Here is a 19,447-nt window from a genome sequence, read left to right as displayed (position 1 = left end):
GCCTCTCGAGGAAGCAGGATGGTGAGCCGCTCCCAGGCCTCCGTCGGTGCGTTAGCGCACATGTCCCGGATTCGCGCGCCTGGCGAGCATAGGCGGCCTTTTGAGCACAGAATCGGCTGCCTCACCCGTTGGACGAAGGACGTGCCGATGCAAGCCGATGAGCTCCTGGCACTGGGCCATCACCTGAAGCGGCGGCGTGGCGCCATCCTGCAGGCCTGGCGCTCGACCGTGGCGTCCGACCCAACGCTGACCACCGGGGCCGCCCTGCCACGCGCCCAGCTCCACGACCACATTCCGGCCCTGCTCGTCGACTTCGAGCGCAAGCTCAGCGGCGGCGTTGCGACGGACGACGACGCCCTCGATCGCCACCTGGGCGATGCGGCTGCGCACGGCCTGCACCGCTGGCAGCAGGGCTTCGACCTGGCGGAGGTGACGCGCGAACTCGGACGGCTGAACGAATGCGTCGTCGTGGAGCTGGAGGACTACGCCATCGCCCATCCCGATCTGGACCCCATTTCCATGGCTGGCGCGAGGCGCATCTGGGCGCAGCAATGCGGCGACGCCGTCCGTGCCAGCGTGTCGCAGTACTTCACGCTGCAGCAGATCGAGGCCAGCAGCCACGTCCGGAACCTGGACCGTGCGCTGCAGGCCGTGCGTGAACTAGAGCAGGAGCGCGCCCGGCTGTGGCAACAGGCGGCGCACGACCTGCGCGGCAACCTCGGCGTGGTCGCGACCGCCACGGCAGGCCTTGCCTCGCCCAGGGCCACCGAGCTGATGCGCAGCGGCTTCCTGCGACTGCTGGACCGCAACGTCAGCTCCCTGAGCCATCTGCTCAACGACGTCACCAGCCTCGCGCGTCTGCAGGGCGGGCTGGAGCGTCGCAACCTGCAGGCGCTGGACGCGGCCGCGCTACTGGCCACGCTTTGTGACGACCTGCAGCCCCACGCCCAGGAACGCAACCTCTACCTTCGCTTCGAGGGGCCCGCGGCGCTCGACGTGGAAGGCGATCCGGTCAAGGTTCGCCGCATCGCACAGAACCTCGTCATCAACGCGATCAAGTACACCCGCAGCGGCGGCGTCACCGTGAGCTGCAGCGCCGGCACCTCCAGCGACGCCGATCGCTGGCACTTCGAAGTGCGCGACACCGGGCCCGGCTTTCACGCCGGCCCGGGCTCGCAACTGGCAGGCGCACTCGAGGAAGCGACCGACCAGGCCCGCCAGGTGGCGAGCGACCACCGCACCGGTGAGATCACGCACGCGCAGATCGACGTGACCGGCGCCCATCCTTCGTCCGACGACCCGCGGCCCGTGCACCAGCAAGTCGGCGAAGGCGTCGGGCTGTCCATCGTCAAGCGCCTGTGCGACCTGCTCGATGCCAGCACCGAACTCGAGTCGCGCATGGGCGAAGGCACCACCTTCCGCATCTTCCTGCCACGCCGCTACGCTCCGGAAGCCGCTTCCGCGCTGGACGCTGGAGGCGGGGGCATTTACGGCCCGGAGGGCTCGCCCGCGTCGTAGGGGGCGATGCCATCGATGGCATGGACCCTATGCAGAGCTTTGGGGGGCACGAGCGGGAAGCGGTCGACTTTCTCGTCAAGTCTGTTCACCCGTTGTTAGTGCTGGAGAGCAAGGTCGGCGCCTTCGTCTCGCTCTATCGTCAGCGCAAGTCCCTTCGGGACCAGAAAGTCTACTTCGAGCGCTTGCTGCATGCCAGCCAACGCATGGCCTCGGAGCTCGAACAGGCTCACGAGCGTGCCATTCAGGCCGCCTTCACCGACGAGTTGACTGGGGTGCCCAACCGTCGCCATACGCTGAAGCTGGCGGCAAGTGCCTTGATGGACCCACGCAAGCACTCTCAGCCGGTCAGCTTTGCCGTGCTGGACCTGGAAGATCAACGACACCCATGGCCATGCGGGCGGCGATGCCGTGTTGCGGCATTTCTGCCTGCACACCTAGAGCCACCTGCGCTCGGGACAGGCGATGGGACGCCTGGGCGAGGAAGAGTTCCTCCTGCTGCTCCCGGGTACTGCTCTGACCGATGCTCAGACGGCCATCGAGCGGGTTCAACACACGCTCGAGCCGCACAAAGGGATTCGCTACACGTTCTCCGCGGGTCTGGCTTTGGCGCGGCCAGACGACACCGTTGACACGGTCCTCGAGCGTGCGGACCGTGCGCTGTACCACACGAAACAGCGCGGGCGAGATTGCAGGTCCAGCGAACTGATGGGGTAGCGCCGGGGTGCTGTTAGACACCGATCAGGCCGCGCGTGCCTGGTGGTGGCTGTGCCGTGGAAGGATGTCCACACGATCACGGCAGCGAAAGTCCTGTTCCGTCAATCGTGGGGCGGCAGCTCTTTGTCCCCGGCAAAGGCGCCGGTGCGTGCCTTGTTCGCCTCTCGTGCAACCGCAACAGTCTCGGTGGTGATGGGCGATGCCGCATTGCCCCACTGCGATCGGATGTAGCTGAGAACGGCGGCGATTTGCTCGTCACTGAGTTGCTCACCAAAAGACGGCATGGCACCGTTGTAGACATTCCCTTTGACGGTCAGTTGGCCGTTAATGCCATGCAACAGGATGGCGGCGACCGTGGTGTCCTTGCCCCTCACCCATTCACTGCCCGCCAGCGGCGGGAAGACGCCTGGCAGGCCTTGCCCGCTGGCCTGGTGACAGGCCACGCACATTGAGGCAAACAGTGCACCTCCGTCCACCTTCGCATGAGCTGCGCCACCGGCGGTCGCATTCTTGGCGCCCACCAGTTCGCCGGACCCTCGCCCGTCGCCCCAGGCGGATGGGCTGTCGATATCAGCCCAGCTGATGTAGGCGATGCCGAAGGCGATCAACAGCGCGGCGATGCCGAGCAACGGCAGGGGTACCGGGTTGGTGGCTTCTTCCGGGTCCGCGTTCTCGCGTGCTTCCTGCGCGGAGATTTGTGGGTCGCTCACGTTGCCCTCCTGGCTTTAACGGTCTGCCGTGGGTGCTGGCGCAGCAGCTTCCACGGCTGAGTAGGTGTGATTCATGGACTTGAGGTAGACGACGAGGTCCAGCGCCTCTTGTCTGGCCACGACAAGCTGGCCTGCCGGCGCGTAGCCGGGCGGCAACTTGACCTCAACATCACCCGCTTCCAGCTTGGCCTTGGTCTCGAAGAGGAAGGGGTACGACGGCATGATGCTGCCGGTCACATACGCGCGGGGCTGGTAGAGATGCCCCATGTGCCACTGCTCACTGGGCTGGCGGGCACCGATGTTGAACAAGTCCGGTCCAGTTCGCATGGTTCCAAGCAGATGCGGGTTGTCGTAGGCATAGTCGGCGGCGACGCTCGCGCGGCCCCAGCCCCGCTGCGAATCCGAGCCGAAGCTTTTGGCGCGCGGCTGCTGCGAATGGCAATAGACGCAGCCGTTGGCGATGTACTGCTGCCGGCCGCGCAACTCCTGGCTCGAGTAGGGCTTGAGCAAGGCCGGCGCCTTGACCTGGGCCACGGTCAGGTAGGGGATGACCACCAGCGCACCCGTTGCGATGCCCAGCATCGTCATGCCGCCACCCAGCAGTTTGGTTTCGTTAAGCATGTAGCGGTATCTCCTTCAGATGGTCTTGAGCAGCGTGGGCTCGCTGCGCCCCGCCGAGCGGCCAAGAAGCAATTTGGCGAAGTTCAGGATGAAGAACACATGGCCAAGCGCCATCAATGAGCCACCAAGCGTTCGTGCTTTCAGATAGGGGCCTGTCAGGGTGACCGAGTCAATGAAAGGCCGGCTCTCGTCGAGCATGGCCTTTCCCTGAAGCCAGCCCCCCACGCTGAGAGAAACGAAATAGATGGTGATGCCCGCGGCCGCGAGCCAGAAATGCGCGGCGATCAATCCCTTCGATGGCCACTCACGACCCGAAACACGCGGTACGACGAAATAGATGGCGCCGAAGAAGACCATCGACACGAAGCCGTAAAGCCCCAGGTGCGCGTGACCGACGGTGAAGTGGGTGAAGTGCGTGACCTGGTTGACCGAGCGCAGCGCTTCGAGCGAACCCTCGATGGAGCTGACCACGTACATCAGGCCACCGAAGCCGATGAAGCGAAGCGTCGGTGAGGACCACAACATGGCGGTGCGGCCTTTGAGCGTCTGATACTGGTTCACGGCGAACGCGAGAACCGGGATGATCATCATCATGCTCTGCACGATCGAGAGCGTGATCAACCAGCCGGGCACTGGTCCGCCAACCAGGTGGTGTCCACCCACCTGGCCATAGAAGAATGCCAGCCCCCAGAAGCCCAGCAGCGAGAGGTTGTAGCTCTGCACCGGCCGCCCGATCACCTTGGGCAGGAAGTAGTACACCGAGCCCAGAGCCAGTGGCGTGTAGAACAGGCCCAGCGCGTTGTGTCCGTACCACCAGTTGGTGGCCGCCTGCTCCACCCCCTTGTGCAAGTCCGGCGCATTGCCCACCAGAAAGAGCACCGGGAACCAGAACAACGCGCAACCCATGTACCAGACAGACACATAAAGGTGATCGACCTTGCGGTTGAGCAGCGTGAGCACCAAAGGCACGCCAACGAGTGCGCCCGCGATCACGAACAGCCCATCGACCTGCCAAGGAATCTCCAGCCACTCCATGCCATCGCTCAAACCAACGGCGATGGCGCCGAGGCCGGCGATCAGCGCAGCGTTCCAGAGCGCCGCCCCAAGGAATGCATAGGGCGCGCCGACCAGTTCGGTTTTGAGGAGGCGGGGAATCGCAAAAAGCGCGATGCCAAGTCCGGCCATTGGCGCCCACCCATACGCCACCGCGTTGAGGTGGATCGTGCGGATGCGCCCAAAAGTGAGCCAGGCCTGGCTCGTCAACCAGTCAGGCTCGTGCAGTTTGATGGAGGCCACGAGGCCGGCGCCCGACGCCACCAACAGCCAGGCGAAGGCGCAGCAGAGAAAGAAGAACACGAGCGGTGCGCTGGAGGCGTCGGCGCGCGCTCGCAGCACCAGCTCCGCGTGATGGAGCGTCTGCTCTGCGTGGGCGGCGGGATCTTCGGGTGTGCCAATCTCCCCCGGCGCAAAGATCACCTCCGCCGCCTTGGCACTCTTCTCGAACATGCCGACGCGCTGCGTCCAGATAAAGACCGCTAACGCAATGATCGACAGGACGAAAGCAGACAAAAGTACGACGACAGTGCTCATCGAGCTCTCCAAATGATCCGCCTGGGCCACGAATGAATTGGCTCGCGCCCCTGGGCAACAAAGTCAAACAGCTCGCCCGCCAGCGGGCCGACCTTCACTCTGCAATGCAGCCCTTGGTCGGCGTGTGCCGCTGCAGGCGCCGCAGCCAACAATAGGCGCGGCTCACAGCCCCGATGTTTCGCCTGCGTTTGATGGGGCGTGCGATATCGTCCGCAAGCGAATTTCCGATGCTGGCTGTCGGAGTTACTTCAACGACGAAAGATATGCGACCAGATCAGCGCGCTGCTTTGCGTCGGCGACGCCGGAAAACGGCATCACGTTCCCGGGAACCAGTTTTTGTGGGTCCGTAAGGTAGGTATCCAGCGTTTGGGTGTTCCAGTTGACGGATGCCGATTTCATTGCTCGGCTGTACCGAAACCCGGGAAAGCTGCCGGCCTTGCGACCATCGATCCCCTTCAGGCTGGGACCTGCACCGTTGTTACCGTCGACCGAATGGCATGCGACGCACTGGTTGAATGCGACTTTTCCGGCGGCAATATCCTGAGCCATCGCCGAGCTGGAGAGCGCAATGGCGCTGGCAACGCCGAGAAGTGACTTTTTCATTGGGAAGGCTCCTATAAGTTGCAGGATTCAGGTGGACGGTCGCTCAAAGCAGCCTAGGCCGCTGAACATAGTTCGTGATGTCGTGGCCCACACGCAGCGCAAGCGCTGCCAAGGGGCCGGTCGGGTTGAACCCGGAGTTGTGCGGGTAGACCGAAGCACCCACCACAAACAAATTGTTTGCATCCCAGTGCTGCAGGTGCGGCGACACCACACTGGAGTGAGGATCGGCTCCCATGATCGTTCCGCCGGTGACATGGGTCGACTGGTATTGCCGAACGTCGAAAGGCGGTTTTCTCGGCACCGCAGGACTGAGAATGTCCGCGCCGAATGCCTTCGCGATCTCCTGCATCTTGGCGGTGACGTAGGCGGACATCTTGACTTCGTTGGGGCGCCAATCGAAATTCATCCGCACCAGCGGCTGCCCATAGGCATCCGTATAGGTGGGATCGAGATCGAGATAGTTCTCGCGATGTGGGTAGCAACTGCCCTGAATGGTCAAGGTCATCGCATGCGCATACCAGTCAGCGTTGGCGCGCTTCCAGGCCGTTCCCCACATGGGCGTCCCGGGAGGAAGAAGACGAGCCGTGATCGGCCGCCCATGGAAGGTGCTGACACCCAGGCTGCCGCCCCCCAGGAACCCCAGGCCGCTGTGGTCGAAGTTGTCGTTGTTGAATTCGTCGATCACGACCTGCGTTGAGCCTGTCGCGAGGAACGGATTGAACCAGCGGTCCTTCATGAAGAGTGCCATGCCGTTATTTGGCTGATAGCAGAAGTTTTTACCCACGACGCCGGTGTTGGTCAGCGGGTCATAGGGCTTGCCGATTCGGCTGGTGAGCAACAGCTTGGTATTGCTCATGGTGAAGGCGCCCAGCAGCACCACGTCGGCGGGCTGCAGGTACTCTTCGCCCGTCAACAGATTCACATAACGCACGCCCAGGACCTTCTTGCCTTTGGCGTCGTATTGCAGGCCCAGCACATGGCAATGCAGCCGCACCTCGAAGTTCTTGCGCTCTTTGAGCATCGGGTACAGGAGGACCTGCGGCGAGGCTTTGGCTTTGGCCTCGCAGATGAAGCGTTCGCAATGTCCGCAGTATTGGCACTGCCCGAGTTTTTGCCCGTCCGGGTTGGTGTAGGCAGAGGATGAGTTTGCCGCCGGGGTCGGAAAGGGCTTGTAACCAAGCTTGGTGGCGACGTCTTGGAATAGCAGCCCGGACTCGGTGAGTTCGAGCGGCTTTTGTGGATACTCGTTTTGTCTCGGCCCTTCGAACGGATTTCCGCCGGCCTGGATCTCGCCCTTCAGGTTGCCGGCCTTGCCCGAGATGCCAAACAGCTTCTCGAAAAGGTCGTGATACGGCTCCATCTCCGCGTAGGTCGTGCCCCAGTCCTGGACCGGCATGTCGGCGGGAATGGCGGCTTTGCCGTAGCGCGAGAGGAAGCGCGAACGCAGCTCGGGGTCGTACTCTGCCCAGCGCCACGTGTGGCCGTTCCAATGGTTTGCCGCGCCGCCCAAGCCGGAGCCCGGCAGGAAGGCTTCCATCCAACGCACAGGCAGCGCCGTTTCACTGCGACTGTGCCGCAGCGTGTAGGTCTCTGTCGCCCAGTTCTGAATCAGGCCCTGGTTGGTGTCCCAGCGCAGATCGTCGCGCTGACTGGGAAGCTTTGCCGCAGCGCCGTTGGTGTGGTCACCGCCGCGCTCCAGGACCAATGTGTCGATACCTGCCGCGGTGGTTTGGCGCGCCGCGAGGGCAGCCGTCAGGCCTCCGCCAATCACGACGAGCGTGCGCTTCTTGAGTGTTGTAGCCACGTCTTTTCCTCAGCTGAAATCTGCGATGGACTTCGGATCCTTAGCGCCTGGAAATGGTTTGCCGCGGTACTGCACCATATTGATGGTGTTTGTTGCAGGCAGGCCGGGATAGCCGATGAGGCGCCAAAATATCTTGTCGTTATTGCCACCGTATATCGGGTCCGCAAAGCACGCCTGATTGAACAAGGGCAAGACGATTTCGTTGAACCAGGAAGCCATATTCAGGCTCGGATCCGTGATTTCCCCGACCGCCAGGCGCTTCAAAAAGGTGTCCGCCTGCGCGGGCTCGAGCTGGTCGAAGGGCTTGCCGTGCGCTACCTCGCAGGCTGCATCGGCTGCAGCCAACCCCAATTTAAAGAACTGCTCCGGCGGCAGTGGTGACTGGTAACCATGCTCCGGCTTGCCCGCGTGCCAGGGCCCGCGCATGTACCGCCGGGCACCGCGGCCGAAATCGCCGGCGAGTTGCCGATCGATGTAGACGGCCAGGCCGCAGTCCACGCCATTCGGCGTGTATTCGTCAGCGGGACACATCACGTTGACGATTGCCTCCACGAAGGCCGCCTCGTCCTGGCTGAGACAAACGTAACCCGCCGCGGGTGCCGGAAGCGCCACGGGCTGGCTGGCAGCCGAATCGGCGGCTTCAGACCTTCCCGGCACCAGGGGCAGAGCGACCCCGGCAGCGGCAACTGATTTGAGAAAACCGCGGCGCGGCGCAACAACGTCCGATTTATCCTTCAAGGTACCTCCTGGTGTTGGTTTCATCGTGTGTCCTTCAGATGGCTGCGAAATGCGGTGCCGCCCAGGCACCTTAAAACGCCATCGGCAAATCAGGATGGGGCCCCCGACCACCTCGCCCTGCCGACCTTGAGTCGCCAAATCCGTGGCTGAGTGCCTTCTTCGGACCCCTGCACAGGATTCCTGCCTCCTGAGCGCTTTCCTTGAGAACGGCGGCCCGAAATCTTTTCAATCGTCCAGAACCGCAGTCAGTCTTCCAATCCACATTCCAGATCTGCCGACATGCGCAACAGCCCAGGTTTCCGGAGGCCATTCACTAGAAATGTTTCAATTGGCTGACTGGTGCAATGCTATTTGCCAACTGCCTTAAAGGGAGTTGTTCACATTCACAAAGCCTTTTGTGCGTTGCAACATACACGGAACCTGAACCCGTGCCGTATATTGGTTCCATGAAAGGTGATTGGTGTTTCCGTCGCAACGAAAACACCGTAGGCACCCTGATGAACGAAGTTCCCAATCGCCGGCGACCTGGCCCGTGCCAATGGAGAAAGGGTTCGCCGTCACCGAAGCTCGCGGGCCTGATGGAGGACGGCGTGGGGGATGAAGAACACCCATAAAGCAAATCCGCTGGATTTGCGCGAGAAGCAGGCGCGATGGACGGCGCACGGCTCGCAGCACCGCATGTGCCGTATGCACGAGGGGTGGCAGGCGTACTGAGGCTCGCACCGCACCTGCCGGTACCGATGCGCTGCTGATCGCGTGATAGTGGCGCAGCCCAGCAAGGCAGCCGCCGTGCCTTCAAATCAGGTCAGCAGGTGGTCCGATCTCGGGTTGCCCACCTTGGTGCATGACCTGCCCGGATTTATGAAACCTTCGGCGATTCTTTCCCGACATTTACAGCAGAGATCGCAAGACCAGCTCGGCGCAAAGTGAGGGCAATATTGAGTTTGGATGCCTGGTCCAGATCATCCAGTTTAATCCCGAGCAAATCCTCGACCCGACCGAGACGATAGTTCAGCGTGTTGGTGTGAATGTCCAGCGCGGCAGCTGTTTGCTTGTGCCGTTGCATATTCGAGAAGTACGCCTCTAGCGTCGGAATTAGTTCGTCTTCGTGAACCAGGCGTTCGACCAATCCCTCAAGATATCTCTGCGCCGCCCCAGCACTGCGCACCGATTCAAATATGACAATATCGGTATACAAATGAACTTTGGACTTTGCGCTGTTGAATGCACCCGTATTCAATGCACGGATGGCCTCCTCTGCCGAAGTCGCCCACCCGCTGGGTCCGTTGTTCATCAGGCCGACGCCAACCCGCCGAATCATGGGCATCAGCCTGACAGCCAGTGCCAGGCCTTGGCTCAGACGCTGATCCGTGAAAGTCAATGCATCACCAAGCGCACAGGGGAACCAGATCACCAATCGACCATGACGCATGACCCGCACCACGTCAGACGGCTGGACCTTGAGGTAGCGCGTGACGTCCAGCGTCAATCGATCCAATTCGCTTTCGATGCCACTCAGATAGGGGCTCGTCAGCTCGACATCGAACGCCGCAGCGACATAGGGGCCCATCGGGTCCAGGCCGAGCGCCAGTGCGGCTCTTCGGAAGCTCGCTTCGTCAGCCGAGGCGCCGAAAACGATCGAGCAAAGCTCGTACCGCATGGCATCGCGCCACCTGGCCCCCTCGAATTGCTCATTCAGATAACCCAGAGCCATTGCCTGAGACATCGTGTCTATGTGCTCAAGGATCAACGGGGCTGCGGTGAACAGCACCTCGTCCCTTAGATGCTCGTGTTCGCGCGCAATGTTCAAGGCGCTTTTGAGCAGTTCCTGCGTGCCGATGGAAAAACTGCGCAGCATGCTCTTCAAGGGGATGGCCTGATGCAGACGCCGCTTTCCAATTGCTGCTGCTTCGTCGAGCTCGGCGCTCGTGGGCAGTCGCTCCTCGATCACGCAGCCGAGCCAGATGCTGACAAACAGGCGCACGGAGCCCATGACGTCCAAGCGCATCGCCGGCGGGATTTGCGTGAAGCAGGCCTCGACCTCAGTGATCGTCGCAAAAATGCTTCCGACGAGCCTCTCGGGATCTCGTCGAATTTCCTCGAGCCGGTCTCTCAATTCAGGACTGATGCCCGGTGCAGCCTTCATTGTCAGAACTCCTTTTGTGGGCGTTTGGTAGCCGCCTTGGGATCGCGCGGCCAACGTCCGGACGCCTGTGAAAAGGATAGCCGGCACAACGTGGCGTCCCGTCGCCGCGGCAGCTTTCCATCCACGCAACGAGACGGCAGAGCTGCCAGATCTGGATCTGTCGGTTAGATGGATCTACATCGAGCCGACAGCACGCATGTTGAAAGCCGCCATCAGCGCCGATGGTGATCGGCATCCGCTCGGCTTGAAGCGCCCCAACCTCGAGGCTGTCTGGATCGATGCCTAGAGTGTCCTGCGCGGTCCTGGGCGACGGGGCCACCTCGCGCCAGACTCCCATCAACGGGCATGCTGGCGGCGGCGTGCGCGAGCGATTCACAGCGCTGCCGCGGCCTGACTGCGCCGGGACTACTACCGAGGTCCAGCAGGCAGCGACTGGCTCCGGTCCGGAACACCTGGCCTTCCCCTCCGGCCTATCAGCCCTCAAGACGCATGAGCAAGCTTTTCCAAACCCCAGACATCCAGGTGGCGGCACAGGCCGCCTCCAAGCCCCCGCCGCAGGCGTGGCGCACCTCATCGCGCCGGGACGGCGTGCCGCGCAACGACAACGGAGTACCCCATGACTGAAGCCACCGTGACCCGCCCATCGATGACGTCAAGCAGCAACCACCCCATCAGCTGGCGCGCGCGCGGCTTTAGGCTGCTGCTGCGATTGATGAAGCGGCGACGCATCTATGAATCCGCTGCCGGCCTGATGGCCAGCATCGAGGATGTCCGGCGCGTCGGGCCCGCCCTGCCCCCGCAGCGCCTGTTCACGGTGCTGGACGTCGAATCCGAGAAGGTGGGTTCGTGCCCGGTCTACACCTTGCGCCCTCTCGACGCCCCCCAGGGCGGCAAGAACATCCTCTACCTGCATGGCGGCGCCTATTGCCGACCCATCACCCGCCAGCACTGGTCCCTGCTGGAATGGCTGGTCAAGGACCTGGGCTGCACCGTGATGGTCCCGCTATACCCGCTCGCGCCCGAAAGCGAATGCCTGGCAACGCTGCGCCTCGTGCGCAAGGTGCGCGACCTACTGCTCCGGCGCCATGGCCCCATCGACGCGTTCATGGGCGACTCAGCAGGCGGCGGCCTGTGCCTGGCACTCTGCCAGGACCTGCGCGACGCGGGGCAGGCCCTGCCTAAGCGCTTGACGCTCATCACGCCCTGGGTCGATGTGACGCTGACTCACCCCGACATCCCCGCCACGTTGCCGCGCGACCCCATGCTGGCGCTGGACGGCCTGCGAGAGGCCGGCCGCCTCTATGCTGGCAAGCTCGGCGTCGAGCATCCACTGGTCAGCCCGCTGCGCGCCGACCTCCGCGGCATGCCGGCCATGCAACTGCTGGCCGGCACCGACGATATTCTTCATCACGACGCCGTGCGATACGCCGAACAAGCTGCCAAGGCCGGCTGCTCCGTCGAGCTGGAACTGGGCCACGGCATGATGCACGTCTGGCCCCTGTTCCCGCTGCCCGAAGCCAACCGCAGCCGCCAGGCGATCAGCGAATTCCTGAGGCGGTGACGCCGCTGGCATACCGGGTTGCGGTGGCCGCAGGCGGGGCCCCGCGGCAGCTCAATAGAGGAGTGACGTGCGACTCCTACGCCGCGGCCGGCGCTTCAAGATGACCGGACTGAGTGTGCGCAAGGTTGCACGGGCGACGGGCCTGGCAGGGATGAGCTCGCGACTCACCGAGAGGGGCGCGGCCGAGCAGTCTCCAGTCCCTCTGTTCAGCGGTGACGGCCAAGCCGGCACCTGACGTCGCGAAGTTGAAGCGGCCCACAGAGAGATGCGGATATCCGTTCGGCTAAATCACCTGGAACCCGCCATACACGCAAGCAAGGATCGGTTCCACGCAAGTTCCGGTGCACCCGATGACGGGCAAGAGGAATCGGGCACCCGGCAGTGCTGCGGCGCGGTGAAGGGGCCGCGACCGGTGCCGGGCGCTAACGCCGCCCGCTGCCGCCGACAAACAGGTTGAACACCTCGCGCACCAGGCCCAGCTCGGCCGGCGCGCTGCCGCGCAGCTCGGGCAGCTGCCTGAAGCTGCCGCCCGCCGGCTCGATGGCGGGCGTAGGCGCCTCGAACGTGCGGAAGCGGTAGAGGTACACGGGCACGGCCGTGCCGCCCTGCACCAGATATTGCTCGTAGCCGGCGATGTGCTCCACCTCCGACTCGTTGAGCCCCAGCTGCCGCACGGCCGCCAGACGCACGGACTCGGCATCGGCACCCGGCTGAGGCGGCGCGACGCCGGGGCGCACCTCGCCATCGGGTACCGGGCCGGGCCACAGCAGGCTGCGGTCGGGCCAGCGGGCGAAGAACAACGCGGTGCTGTAGTCGTCGAAGTGGCACAGGATGGCGCGAGCCGGCGGCACGGCGGTAGCAATCGTCATGTCAAAACCCCTCGCTCTTGCGTCCCCACGGCGTGCTGCCGGGAACGAGCTGACCCTTGATGCCGGCCTTGGCGATGGCGGCGAGGTCCTTATAGAAGGTCGCCTCGTGCACCAGCGCACCGCCGGGGCCGAGGATGGCGACATAGCGCGCCGCGGTGTCGACATCCACGCGGTAGCCGCCGCCACAGTCCGTGGTGCTGCGGACCTGGCCGTCCCAGTCGACGAAGAAGCCTTCGGGTGTGCTCATGAGGTTCAAGCCGCAGAAGCGGCAACAGGCGTGTCCAGCACGGCCTTGAGATTGAGGGTGACGTTGTTCTTTGTGGCACCAGCCATGGGGCAGACCTCGCGCGCGCGCTCGAGCAGGAAGTCGGCATCCGACTGCGTCAGTGGCCCGGCCATGTGCACGGTCAGCGTGAGCACCATGCGGTAAACGTCGTCGAAGCTGATGTAGAGGCCCAGCTCGGCCTCGACGTAGCAGCCGCGCAGCAGCGTGTGGTTCTTCTTCGCGAGATGGCGCACAGCGTGCTCGAAACACGCGGCAAACGCCCCGGCAAACAGCTGCTCGGGGTTGACGCCGTCCTCCTTGCCGCCCATGGACTTGGGCAGCGCCAGCTTGAGCTTCAGGCTGCCGTCGTCGCTCTGCACGCTGCCGTTGCGCCCGCCCTGGCTGAGCATCGTCGTCTTGAAGACAAGGTCCATCGCCCGGGCCCCTCAGACGCTCTTGCCCTTGAGCAGGCGCGCCTGCTCGCTGGGGCTGTAGTGGCTGAACAGGCCTTGCGCGTGGGCCGCGCGGCGGTTGGACATGCGGATGGCTTCGATCTTGCCGGCCGGCGCCAGCGCGTTGACGAGCAGCTTGGTCAGCGCCGCGCTGCCGCACTGCGGGCAGGTCGGCGGCTCGCTGCCGCGCACCAGCCGCTCGAACTCGGCCTGACAGGAGTCGCAGTGGAAGTCAAAGAGGGGCATTGGGCCTCCAACGGATGCAGTGGCCGTCCGTCTGTCGCGTCACGCCAGGCGGGCCGGTCGGAAAGTCGACAAACACGCCAGCCAACCGGCCAGGGCCGGGTTCGGGTGCTGCCTCGAGCGGGTCTACGCAAGAAGCGGGCACAGCACGCCGGCGCACGGCTCAAGCCCGTGCCGTACCCGCCGGCTCACACCGGCACCTGCGGCAACGGCTGCCCGCTGCGGTGGCGCTCGATCCACCGCTCCAGCTCAGCGACATGCTGGGCCTCCTCGTCGGCGAACTCCTGGGCAAAGCGGCGCACCTCGGGGTCGTTCGTCGTGTTGAAGATGCCCTGGTAGTAGGCCAAACCTGCGGATTCGGCTGCCAGCGCCACCTCCAGTGCCTGCTCGCGGCCGATGAACGGGTCGGCCGCCCAGATGGCAGCCGTCTCGGGGCTTTCGATGTCGGGCCACTGGTACTCCAGCTCGGCCAAGTCCGGCACGTCGCGAAAGCCGGCCCGCGCCTGGGCATCAGCCAGGTGCAGCCGCGAGAACCCGGCGAGCCTCTTGAACAGCTGGCCGGCTTCCACGTTGCCGTTGGTTTGCATGGCATGGGCCAGTTGCTCGAAGCGGCGCGCCGCCTCCTGCTCCAGGCGGATGGAATGGGCCAGAAAGAGTTCTACGGAATCCATGGTGCTTCCTCGGTTGGGCGGCGAATGAATAGGCAGCCTGCAAAACGGCGGTGGCGATGCGGCACGGCGCGTGCTGCCCGCGCGGCATCTCCCGCACAGGTGAAGCACGGCCCGGGCCTGCGGCGTGCCCAACTGCGGCACTGTTGATCTGGCGCAACCCGCCGAAAGGTCGGGCCGACGAACGGCGCGTGAAGACGCCTGCGCTGCATTCCGGGGCGAATGGGGGCACATGTCTTGCACCCGCTGCCGCTGCGCCCCACAACCCCCTTCAGGACCCACCATGGCCAACGTCACCTTCTCCTCTCCCTTGATGCCCCGCGACCTCACGGTCTATGCCGTTGCCGGCGAACGCGGCACCCTCCTCGCGCTGGCCAAGGCCAACAACATCCCCATTCCCTTCGACTGCGGCGACGGAGAGTGCGGCTCCTGCCTCGTGGAAGTCAGGCACTACCAGCCCGGCGTGCGCTATGGCATCGCGCTGACCGAGAAGGAGAAGGAAATGCTTCGACAGCTCGGCAAGATCACCCGTGAGGAAATCATGGATGCCGAGGTCAACGACATGCCGCCGCGCCACCGCCTGGCCTGCCAGTGCTTCGTGCGCAATGAAGACATCGAGGTTCGCTTTGAAGGCGACGTGACAAAGCCGGTCAAGGGCCCTGCCCTGTCACTGGCAGCGGCCATCTACAAGGGCGGCGTCGGCATCAAGACGCTCGATCAATTCCTGTCCTATGCCGTCAAGGTGGAGGAGGACGCCGCCCTGCACTTCGAGCGCCTGTCCGAGACGATGAAGGCCGCGGGCAACACCGACGTGGCCGCCCTGTTCGCGCAGCTGGCGGGCTATTCACGGCTGCATCTGCAGGAGGCCCGGGCCAAGTGCGAGAAGTACGACGCCAACGTCGTGCTGCCCGCCAGCACCGCGTGGCCCGAGAACGCGACGCCCGAGCGCACCTCGCTGTGGGAGGGCGACCCCGCCCTGAAGCGGCTCGACGCGCTCAAGGCCGCGCTGCAAGGCGAGCGCCGTGGCTACGAGTTCTATTACGCCATTGCCAACACCACCAAGGACGCCGCGGTGCGCGACGTGGCGAAGGAGTTCGTCAACGAAGAGATCGAGCACGTGAACAAGCTCAAGCAGTGGATCGAGCAGGAGGAGTCCGCGCTGCGCAGCACCGCCAAGCCGGCCTGACGCGCCTTCCCCGCCTGCGGCGCTGCGGCAGGCGCCCGCCTCAGGCCTGCGGCCGCACGCAGGTGTCGAGCGCGGGCGCCTTGGCCACCGTGTCAGGCGCCAGTCCCACCCACAGGTCGATGTCCGCCGTGTCGAAGCCCACCCGGCGGCTGCCGTCGCCCAGGTTCTGCATCAGTGGTCGGCGGATCAGCAACGGCTCAGCCAGCAGCAGCGCCAGCGCGTCGTCGGCTGTCAGCGCCTCGGGCACCACCTCGCCGCTCTTCACGCGCGGAGCAGCGCGGTTGAACCACGCAGCCACCGGCAGCGGCGCCAGCCAGGGCAGCAAGCTGTCGCGCGTCCACGGCTCGGCCAGCAGGCTGCGCACCTGGAGTTCATGCCCGGCCGCCTTCAGCGCGAGCTTCTGCCGCGCATTGCCGCCGCAGCCGGGCTTCTCGAAGAACAGGATCTGGGCCATGGCAAGGTCACAAAGCTGACAAAGCCGACGTCACGAGAAGTAGCGCCGGCGCCTGTGCCCCTTGACGCAAGAACCGGGCACAGCCCGGCATGGCGTCTGCTTGGCTGCGGGGGTGAGGCGCTCCAGACCGGCCCGTCAGGGCTTGAACTCGAACAACGCCGGCTCGCTGCGCCGGTACACGCGCAGCCACGACAGCGTGGCCGGCACGAGGCTGTGCGCCGCGTCCCAGCACAGTTCGTCGCTGTCGACGCTGGCGACACGCAAGCCCTGCTGCACGCTGCGCCACGTGCCCCAGTCGATCTCGGGCATGGCGGCCTGCACCGCGTCGCTCAACGACAGCAGCGTCTCGGCCATCGCGCCGAGCAGCCGGCGCACCTCCAGGCGCGTGAGTCGCGAGCGATGGAACTCGTCGGCCTCGACGTTGTCGATGAGCACGAGCACGCCCTCACCCGTTTCCTGGATCACCTTCAGCATGGCGGCTTCGATCATGGTGATGCCCCGGGCTGCACGAACCGGGCCAGCGCGTTGAACCTAGAAGCGGCAGTTAACCGCCTGCCACGACTCGAAGGTTTCGTGGCATCAACGACGTGTGCGTTGACGTGCGCGTCACCACTTCAGCGATCAGCGCTGCGCGCCCGCTGGTCTGGCGCTTCGGGCCGCTGGCGGCGTTGCTTCTCCTGGCGGGCGCAAGCCCGCTGCGTCGGCGCGACTTGCCAGCCGCCTGCCTCGCCAGCCCCTCGGGCGCGCCCAACTGCCGTTTGTAGGTTGAAGCGATGAACCGCGAACTGCACACCGACCGGCTCTGGCTGCGCGCGCCCCGCCCCGGCGACGAACACGCCGCCTTCGAGCGCTGGGCCAGCAGTACCGAGCAGTTGCGCTGGATGGGCTGGGCCGCGCACACGACGACTGAGCAGACGCGTCAATGGCTGGCCTGGGAGCAGGCCCGCTGGCAGAAGAAGAGCGGCTTCACCTGGATGCTGCTGTCGCGGCATCGCGCCGACACCGGCCCGGTGGGCCTCGTGCAGTTGCTGCCGCAGCGGCTGGACGGCCCGGCGCATCACCTGCGACTGGGCTATGTGATGGCGGCCGACTGGCAACGCCAGGGGCTGATGCGCGAGGCGCTGCGCGCCGTGCTGGACCACGCCTTCACTCAAGAGCCGGTGTGGCGCGTGGACGCGCTGGTGGACGTGGACAACGCGCCATCCCGGGCGCTGATGGAGTCAATGGGCTTGGCCTGCGAAGGCCGGCTGCACCGGCACCTGCGTCGCCACGAACCGGGCGAGCCGCCGCGCGACGTGTGGGTCTACGCCCGCTGGCGCGAGGCGCCTGGCGACGACGCCGTTCGGTAGGTGCCGACATTTCGGCGGCAGCCCCGGTGGTTTGGCGCGCTACCTAGCATGGGCGTCCCACTTGCCTTCATGGAGACCGTCATGCCCCTACCTTCCATCACACTGCCCGCCGACACCACCAGCGCCCCCGCCGGCAGCTACGTCAGCGCCGAGCTCGCGGAGCAACTGCGCGAGACGCTCGCCAAGCTCACCTGGCATGTGCTGTATGGCAAGTCCTACGACGCGTCGGGCCTGGCCGTGAGCGCGGAGCAGATGCTCAACACGCTGCCGAAAGCGGCCTGATCGTCGGTCCGTCACTCCGCCGTCGCGGCGGATCGTGAAACCTGGCGCTGGGGCATGGAGGTCTTCTTCGGGCCTCAGCGTCGGATCGGGCGTGATGCCCTTTTGGGGTGACTATGTCAGTGACCTCAGCACTCAGTGCTGAAGGCCGCTGTGAACGCGCGCGAGCACGCGGCCTTCCTGCCAGGCAAAGCTCTCGCTGACCAGCGTGGCCGTCAGCTCCTGCTCGCGACGCATGCGGTCCACCATCTTCGCCAGCACCGTCTCGATGGGTTCGTCGGGGTTGTTGTCGGCATCCTCGAAGCGGTCGAGCGAGATCTCGGCGCCCTCTTCGTCATCTTCCAGAACTTGGACGATGAAGATTTCTTCCTTGCCGGGCCGACCGTGGATCGTGGCCCTGAAGCGGTCACCGCCGTAGCGGAATTCGCGCACCATTGCATGTCTCCTGTGAGTGGAATTGAACCGTTCGCCGCAGCTCCGCGCCACGGCGGGCGCGATCGTACGGACGGGGCACTCAGCAGGTACTGACGCAGATCAAAAGCGATCACAGCTTCGGGATGACAACGAGCCGCTCGACGAGCTGCCCGCCCTTGACGTGGCTGTCGATGATCTCGTCGATGTCGGCCTCGGTCCGCGGCGCGTACCACAGGCCCTGCGGGTAGACCACCATCAGCGGCCCGGCCTGGCAGAAGCCCATGCAGCCCGTGACGGTGACTGCTACGCCGGCCAGGCGCTCGGCGTCGACACGGCGTTGCAGCCGCTCCACCAGCGGCTTGGCGCCACGCTCGGCGCAGGAGCCGCGCGGGTGACCCGGCGGACGGGCCTGCATGCACGCAAAGGCGTGGATCTGGAAAACCAGGGGGATGTCGAGGGCTTCGGGAGCGGTGGCGTCAAGCATGGATTCCTCAGGTATTTTCGGGCCCGAAGCACTGCGCGTAGTCGCTGCAGACGGCACAGCTCGGGGACTTGCAGACGAAGATCTCCTCGCGCTCGCAGAGCTGCTTGTAGAGGAACTTCTTCCATTTCATGTTCTGGGTGTTGCGCGCGGCCAGCCGCGGGAAGTGCGTTTCGAACAGCGCACTCAGCTCGGCCCGCGACGGAAGTTGCAGGTCCTGCCACAGGTGGTTGTCGCCGAGGCTCGCCTGGGCGATGGCCTCAGCCACGGCTCGGCGCAGGCCTGTGGGGCATTGCGGCGGGTCGGGCTCTGCGTGGTCCATCAGCAGGCTCATGAGGTCGTCGACCTCGTCACCCCGCTGCGGCAGGCGCTGCAAGGCCAGCGGCGTGGGGACGGGAACGACCAGCCAAGTTGCCAGCAACGCCGGATCAGGTGGACGAGAGCCCATGGCCGCCTCGCTCGCGGTTCAGGCGGCCAGCGGCGCGTGCGTGTAGCACTTCTTCGGGCAGATCTTGGAGCACGCCGTACAGCCGATGCACTGCTCGCCATGGGCGATCGTCATGACCTTCTTCTCGTACTCCTCGTCGTCGTCATCGTCGAGCGACACGTGCACGCGCTCACCGTCCTCGTTCAGGCCCACCATCTCCAGCACACCGCGGGGGCAGACCTTGAAGCAGCGGCCACAGCCGATGCAGGTCTCCTCGTTGATGTTCTGCACGAACTTCGGCTCCCAAACGGCGCCGCTGGGGAGGGTCACGGTAAAACTGCTCATCGCGATCTCC

General features: G+C 64.8%; 25 protein-coding genes. 6 read left to right on the top strand and 19 right to left on the bottom strand.

Annotated elements, in window-relative coordinates; genetic code table 11:
• Nucleotides 1–147 precede the first annotated feature (147 nt).
• The gene (locus LXT13_RS20790; RefSeq protein ID WP_233373965.1) at nt 148–1,518 is read left to right on the top strand and encodes a sensor histidine kinase; all 1,371 of its coding nucleotides are present in this window, start codon (nt 148–150) and stop codon (nt 1,516–1,518) included.
• A gap of 345 nt (nt 1,519–1,863) precedes the next feature.
• On the opposite strand, the gene LXT13_RS29110 is transcribed toward LXT13_RS20790, so the two are convergent.
• From LXT13_RS29110 to LXT13_RS20750, 8 genes are all read right to left on the bottom strand, one after another.
• Nucleotides 1,864–2,253 carry a hypothetical protein gene (locus LXT13_RS29110; RefSeq protein ID WP_233373964.1) on the bottom strand — a complete coding sequence of 130 codons (390 nt, stop codon included), beginning with the start codon at nt 2,251–2,253 and terminating at the stop codon, nt 1,864–1,866.
• Nucleotides 2,254–2,333: 80 nt separating this feature from the next.
• Nucleotides 2,334–2,942 carry a c-type cytochrome gene (locus LXT13_RS20780; RefSeq protein ID WP_233373963.1) on the bottom strand — a complete coding sequence of 203 codons (609 nt, stop codon included), beginning with the start codon at nt 2,940–2,942 and terminating at the stop codon, nt 2,334–2,336.
• 15 nt (nt 2,943–2,957) lie between these two features.
• Nucleotides 2,958–3,563 carry a cbb3-type cytochrome c oxidase subunit II gene (locus tag LXT13_RS20775; protein ID WP_233373962.1) on the bottom strand — a complete coding sequence of 202 codons (606 nt, stop codon included), beginning with the start codon at nt 3,561–3,563 and terminating at the stop codon, nt 2,958–2,960.
• 15 nt (nt 3,564–3,578) lie between these two features.
• Nucleotides 3,579–5,153 carry a cbb3-type cytochrome c oxidase subunit I gene (locus tag LXT13_RS20770; protein WP_233373961.1) on the bottom strand — a complete coding sequence of 525 codons (1,575 nt, stop codon included), beginning with the start codon at nt 5,151–5,153 and terminating at the stop codon, nt 3,579–3,581.
• A 243-nt stretch (nt 5,154–5,396) separates the two neighbouring features.
• Nucleotides 5,397–5,756, bottom strand: a complete 360-nt coding sequence (locus tag LXT13_RS20765; RefSeq protein ID WP_233373960.1) for a c-type cytochrome — start codon at nt 5,754–5,756, stop codon at nt 5,397–5,399.
• 43 nt (nt 5,757–5,799) lie between these two features.
• Nucleotides 5,800–7,560, bottom strand: a complete 1,761-nt coding sequence (locus LXT13_RS20760; RefSeq protein WP_233373959.1) for a GMC family oxidoreductase — start codon at nt 7,558–7,560, stop codon at nt 5,800–5,802.
• 9 nt (nt 7,561–7,569) lie between these two features.
• Complete coding sequence (locus tag LXT13_RS20755; RefSeq protein ID WP_233373958.1) at nt 7,570–8,322, bottom strand: gluconate 2-dehydrogenase subunit 3 family protein; 753 nt, start codon at nt 8,320–8,322, stop codon at nt 7,570–7,572.
• An 835-nt stretch (nt 8,323–9,157) separates the two neighbouring features.
• The gene (locus tag LXT13_RS20750) at nt 9,158–10,444 is read right to left on the bottom strand and encodes a PucR family transcriptional regulator (RefSeq protein WP_233373957.1); all 1,287 of its coding nucleotides are present in this window, start codon (nt 10,442–10,444) and stop codon (nt 9,158–9,160) included.
• A gap of 489 nt (nt 10,445–10,933) precedes the next feature.
• Here LXT13_RS20750 and LXT13_RS28525 point away from each other — a divergent pair, with 489 nt between their 5' ends.
• On the top strand, nt 10,934–11,068 hold the full coding sequence (locus LXT13_RS28525) for a hypothetical protein (RefSeq protein ID WP_255719624.1): 135 nt from the start codon (nt 10,934–10,936) through the stop codon (nt 11,066–11,068).
• Nucleotides 11,061–12,005 carry an alpha/beta hydrolase fold domain-containing protein gene (locus LXT13_RS20745; protein WP_233373956.1) on the top strand — a complete coding sequence of 315 codons (945 nt, stop codon included), beginning with the start codon at nt 11,061–11,063 and terminating at the stop codon, nt 12,003–12,005. Before LXT13_RS28525 ends, LXT13_RS20745 begins: the two co-directional genes overlap by 8 nt.
• 422 nt (nt 12,006–12,427) lie before the next feature.
• Here the strand turns inward: LXT13_RS20745 and LXT13_RS20740 are convergent, their stop codons facing one another.
• From LXT13_RS20740 to LXT13_RS20720, 5 genes are all read right to left on the bottom strand, one after another.
• On the bottom strand, nt 12,428–12,874 hold the full coding sequence (locus LXT13_RS20740; RefSeq protein ID WP_233373955.1) for a hypothetical protein: 447 nt from the start codon (nt 12,872–12,874) through the stop codon (nt 12,428–12,430).
• Between the two features lies 1 nt (nt 12,875).
• Complete coding sequence (locus LXT13_RS20735) at nt 12,876–13,121, bottom strand: hypothetical protein (RefSeq protein WP_233373954.1); 246 nt, start codon at nt 13,119–13,121, stop codon at nt 12,876–12,878.
• 5 nt (nt 13,122–13,126) lie between these two features.
• On the bottom strand, nt 13,127–13,573 hold the full coding sequence (locus LXT13_RS20730) for an Ohr family peroxiredoxin (protein ID WP_233373953.1): 447 nt from the start codon (nt 13,571–13,573) through the stop codon (nt 13,127–13,129).
• A 12-nt stretch (nt 13,574–13,585) separates the two neighbouring features.
• Nucleotides 13,586–13,837, bottom strand: coding sequence for an FmdB family zinc ribbon protein (locus LXT13_RS20725; RefSeq protein ID WP_233373952.1), 252 nt, complete (start codon nt 13,835–13,837; stop codon nt 13,586–13,588).
• A gap of 185 nt (nt 13,838–14,022) precedes the next feature.
• Nucleotides 14,023–14,505 carry a ferritin-like domain-containing protein gene (locus tag LXT13_RS20720; protein ID WP_233373951.1) on the bottom strand — a complete coding sequence of 161 codons (483 nt, stop codon included), beginning with the start codon at nt 14,503–14,505 and terminating at the stop codon, nt 14,023–14,025.
• 280 nt (nt 14,506–14,785) lie between these two features.
• Here LXT13_RS20720 and LXT13_RS20715 point away from each other — a divergent pair, with 280 nt between their 5' ends.
• Nucleotides 14,786–15,688: a 2Fe-2S iron-sulfur cluster-binding protein gene (locus tag LXT13_RS20715; RefSeq protein WP_233373950.1), complete on the top strand. Its 903-nt coding sequence runs from the start codon at nt 14,786–14,788 to the stop codon at nt 15,686–15,688.
• Between the two features lie 40 nt (nt 15,689–15,728).
• Here the strand turns inward: LXT13_RS20715 and LXT13_RS20710 are convergent, their stop codons facing one another.
• Complete coding sequence (locus LXT13_RS20710) at nt 15,729–16,142, bottom strand: ArsC/Spx/MgsR family protein (protein ID WP_233373949.1); 414 nt, start codon at nt 16,140–16,142, stop codon at nt 15,729–15,731.
• 135 nt (nt 16,143–16,277) lie between these two features.
• Entirely contained in the window at nt 16,278–16,631 is a 354-nt protein-coding gene (locus tag LXT13_RS20705; protein ID WP_233373948.1) for a ribonuclease HepT family protein, read from the bottom strand.
• A 284-nt stretch (nt 16,632–16,915) separates the two neighbouring features.
• Between LXT13_RS20705 and LXT13_RS20700 the strand changes: the two genes are divergently transcribed.
• A complete protein-coding gene (locus LXT13_RS20700; RefSeq protein WP_233373947.1) occupies nt 16,916–17,491 on the top strand; it encodes a GNAT family N-acetyltransferase in 576 nt (191 codons plus the stop codon).
• Nucleotides 17,492–17,572: 81 nt separating this feature from the next.
• On the top strand, nt 17,573–17,773 hold the full coding sequence (locus LXT13_RS20695) for a hypothetical protein (RefSeq protein WP_233373946.1): 201 nt from the start codon (nt 17,573–17,575) through the stop codon (nt 17,771–17,773).
• Between the two features lie 132 nt (nt 17,774–17,905).
• Here the strand turns inward: LXT13_RS20695 and LXT13_RS20690 are convergent, their stop codons facing one another.
• The 4 genes from LXT13_RS20690 to fdxB all read right to left on the bottom strand — a co-directional run bounded on the left by LXT13_RS20690 (nt 17,906) and on the right by fdxB (nt 19,437).
• A complete protein-coding gene (locus tag LXT13_RS20690; protein ID WP_233373945.1) occupies nt 17,906–18,205 on the bottom strand; it encodes a hypothetical protein in 300 nt (99 codons plus the stop codon).
• Between the two features lie 109 nt (nt 18,206–18,314).
• Nucleotides 18,315–18,668, bottom strand: coding sequence for a (2Fe-2S) ferredoxin domain-containing protein (locus tag LXT13_RS20685; RefSeq protein WP_233373944.1), 354 nt, complete (start codon nt 18,666–18,668; stop codon nt 18,315–18,317).
• Between the two features lie 7 nt (nt 18,669–18,675).
• Nucleotides 18,676–19,113, bottom strand: coding sequence for a nitrogen fixation protein NifQ (locus tag LXT13_RS20680; protein WP_349254852.1), 438 nt, complete (start codon nt 19,111–19,113; stop codon nt 18,676–18,678).
• A gap of 18 nt (nt 19,114–19,131) precedes the next feature.
• A complete protein-coding gene (fdxB, locus tag LXT13_RS20675; RefSeq protein WP_233373943.1) occupies nt 19,132–19,437 on the bottom strand; it encodes a ferredoxin III, nif-specific in 306 nt (101 codons plus the stop codon).
• Nucleotides 19,438–19,447 lie beyond the last annotated feature (10 nt).

Source organism: Pelomonas cellulosilytica, from assembly GCF_021353265.1.
Lineage (GTDB): Bacteria > Pseudomonadota > Gammaproteobacteria > Burkholderiales > Burkholderiaceae_C > Pelomonas > Pelomonas cellulosilytica.
The sequence above is the reverse complement of the archived record's forward strand: the minus strand, read 5'-3'. Positions and strand labels throughout refer to the sequence as shown.

Excerpts from the sequence above, each read along its gene's own strand:
- LXT13_RS20685 (WP_233373944.1), bottom strand. The coding sequence starts at position 18,668 with ATGCTTGACGCCACCGCTCCCGAAGCCCTCGACATCCCCCTGGTTTTC.
- LXT13_RS20745 (WP_233373956.1), top strand. The coding sequence starts at position 11,061 with ATGACTGAAGCCACCGTGACCCGCCCATCGATGACGTCAAGCAGCAAC.
- LXT13_RS20755 (WP_233373958.1), bottom strand. The coding sequence starts at position 8,322 with ATGAAACCAACACCAGGAGGTACCTTGAAGGATAAATCGGACGTTGTT.
- LXT13_RS20680 (WP_349254852.1), bottom strand. The coding sequence starts at position 19,113 with ATGGGCTCTCGTCCACCTGATCCGGCGTTGCTGGCAACTTGGCTGGTC.
- LXT13_RS20690 (WP_233373945.1), bottom strand. The coding sequence starts at position 18,205 with ATGGTGCGCGAATTCCGCTACGGCGGTGACCGCTTCAGGGCCACGATC.
- LXT13_RS20730 (WP_233373953.1), bottom strand. The coding sequence starts at position 13,573 with ATGGACCTTGTCTTCAAGACGACGATGCTCAGCCAGGGCGGGCGCAAC.
- LXT13_RS28525 (WP_255719624.1), top strand. The coding sequence starts at position 10,934 with ATGAGCAAGCTTTTCCAAACCCCAGACATCCAGGTGGCGGCACAGGCC.
- LXT13_RS20710 (WP_233373949.1), bottom strand. The coding sequence starts at position 16,142 with ATGGCCCAGATCCTGTTCTTCGAGAAGCCCGGCTGCGGCGGCAATGCG.
- LXT13_RS20725 (WP_233373952.1), bottom strand. The coding sequence starts at position 13,837 with ATGCCCCTCTTTGACTTCCACTGCGACTCCTGTCAGGCCGAGTTCGAG.
- LXT13_RS20715 (WP_233373950.1), top strand. The coding sequence starts at position 14,786 with ATGGCCAACGTCACCTTCTCCTCTCCCTTGATGCCCCGCGACCTCACG.
- LXT13_RS20750 (WP_233373957.1), bottom strand. The coding sequence starts at position 10,444 with ATGAAGGCTGCACCGGGCATCAGTCCTGAATTGAGAGACCGGCTCGAG.
- LXT13_RS20740 (WP_233373955.1), bottom strand. The coding sequence starts at position 12,874 with ATGACGATTGCTACCGCCGTGCCGCCGGCTCGCGCCATCCTGTGCCAC.
- LXT13_RS20705 (WP_233373948.1), bottom strand. The coding sequence starts at position 16,631 with ATGATCGAAGCCGCCATGCTGAAGGTGATCCAGGAAACGGGTGAGGGC.
- LXT13_RS20770 (WP_233373961.1), bottom strand. The coding sequence starts at position 5,153 with ATGAGCACTGTCGTCGTACTTTTGTCTGCTTTCGTCCTGTCGATCATT.
- LXT13_RS20735 (WP_233373954.1), bottom strand. The coding sequence starts at position 13,121 with ATGAGCACACCCGAAGGCTTCTTCGTCGACTGGGACGGCCAGGTCCGC.
- LXT13_RS20775 (WP_233373962.1), bottom strand. The coding sequence starts at position 3,563 with ATGCTTAACGAAACCAAACTGCTGGGTGGCGGCATGACGATGCTGGGC.
- LXT13_RS20790 (WP_233373965.1), top strand. The coding sequence starts at position 148 with ATGCAAGCCGATGAGCTCCTGGCACTGGGCCATCACCTGAAGCGGCGG.
- LXT13_RS20720 (WP_233373951.1), bottom strand. The coding sequence starts at position 14,505 with ATGGATTCCGTAGAACTCTTTCTGGCCCATTCCATCCGCCTGGAGCAG.
- LXT13_RS20695 (WP_233373946.1), top strand. The coding sequence starts at position 17,573 with ATGCCCCTACCTTCCATCACACTGCCCGCCGACACCACCAGCGCCCCC.
- LXT13_RS20765 (WP_233373960.1), bottom strand. The coding sequence starts at position 5,756 with ATGAAAAAGTCACTTCTCGGCGTTGCCAGCGCCATTGCGCTCTCCAGC.
- LXT13_RS20700 (WP_233373947.1), top strand. The coding sequence starts at position 16,916 with ATGAACCGCGAACTGCACACCGACCGGCTCTGGCTGCGCGCGCCCCGC.
- fdxB (WP_233373943.1), bottom strand. The coding sequence starts at position 19,437 with ATGAGCAGTTTTACCGTGACCCTCCCCAGCGGCGCCGTTTGGGAGCCG.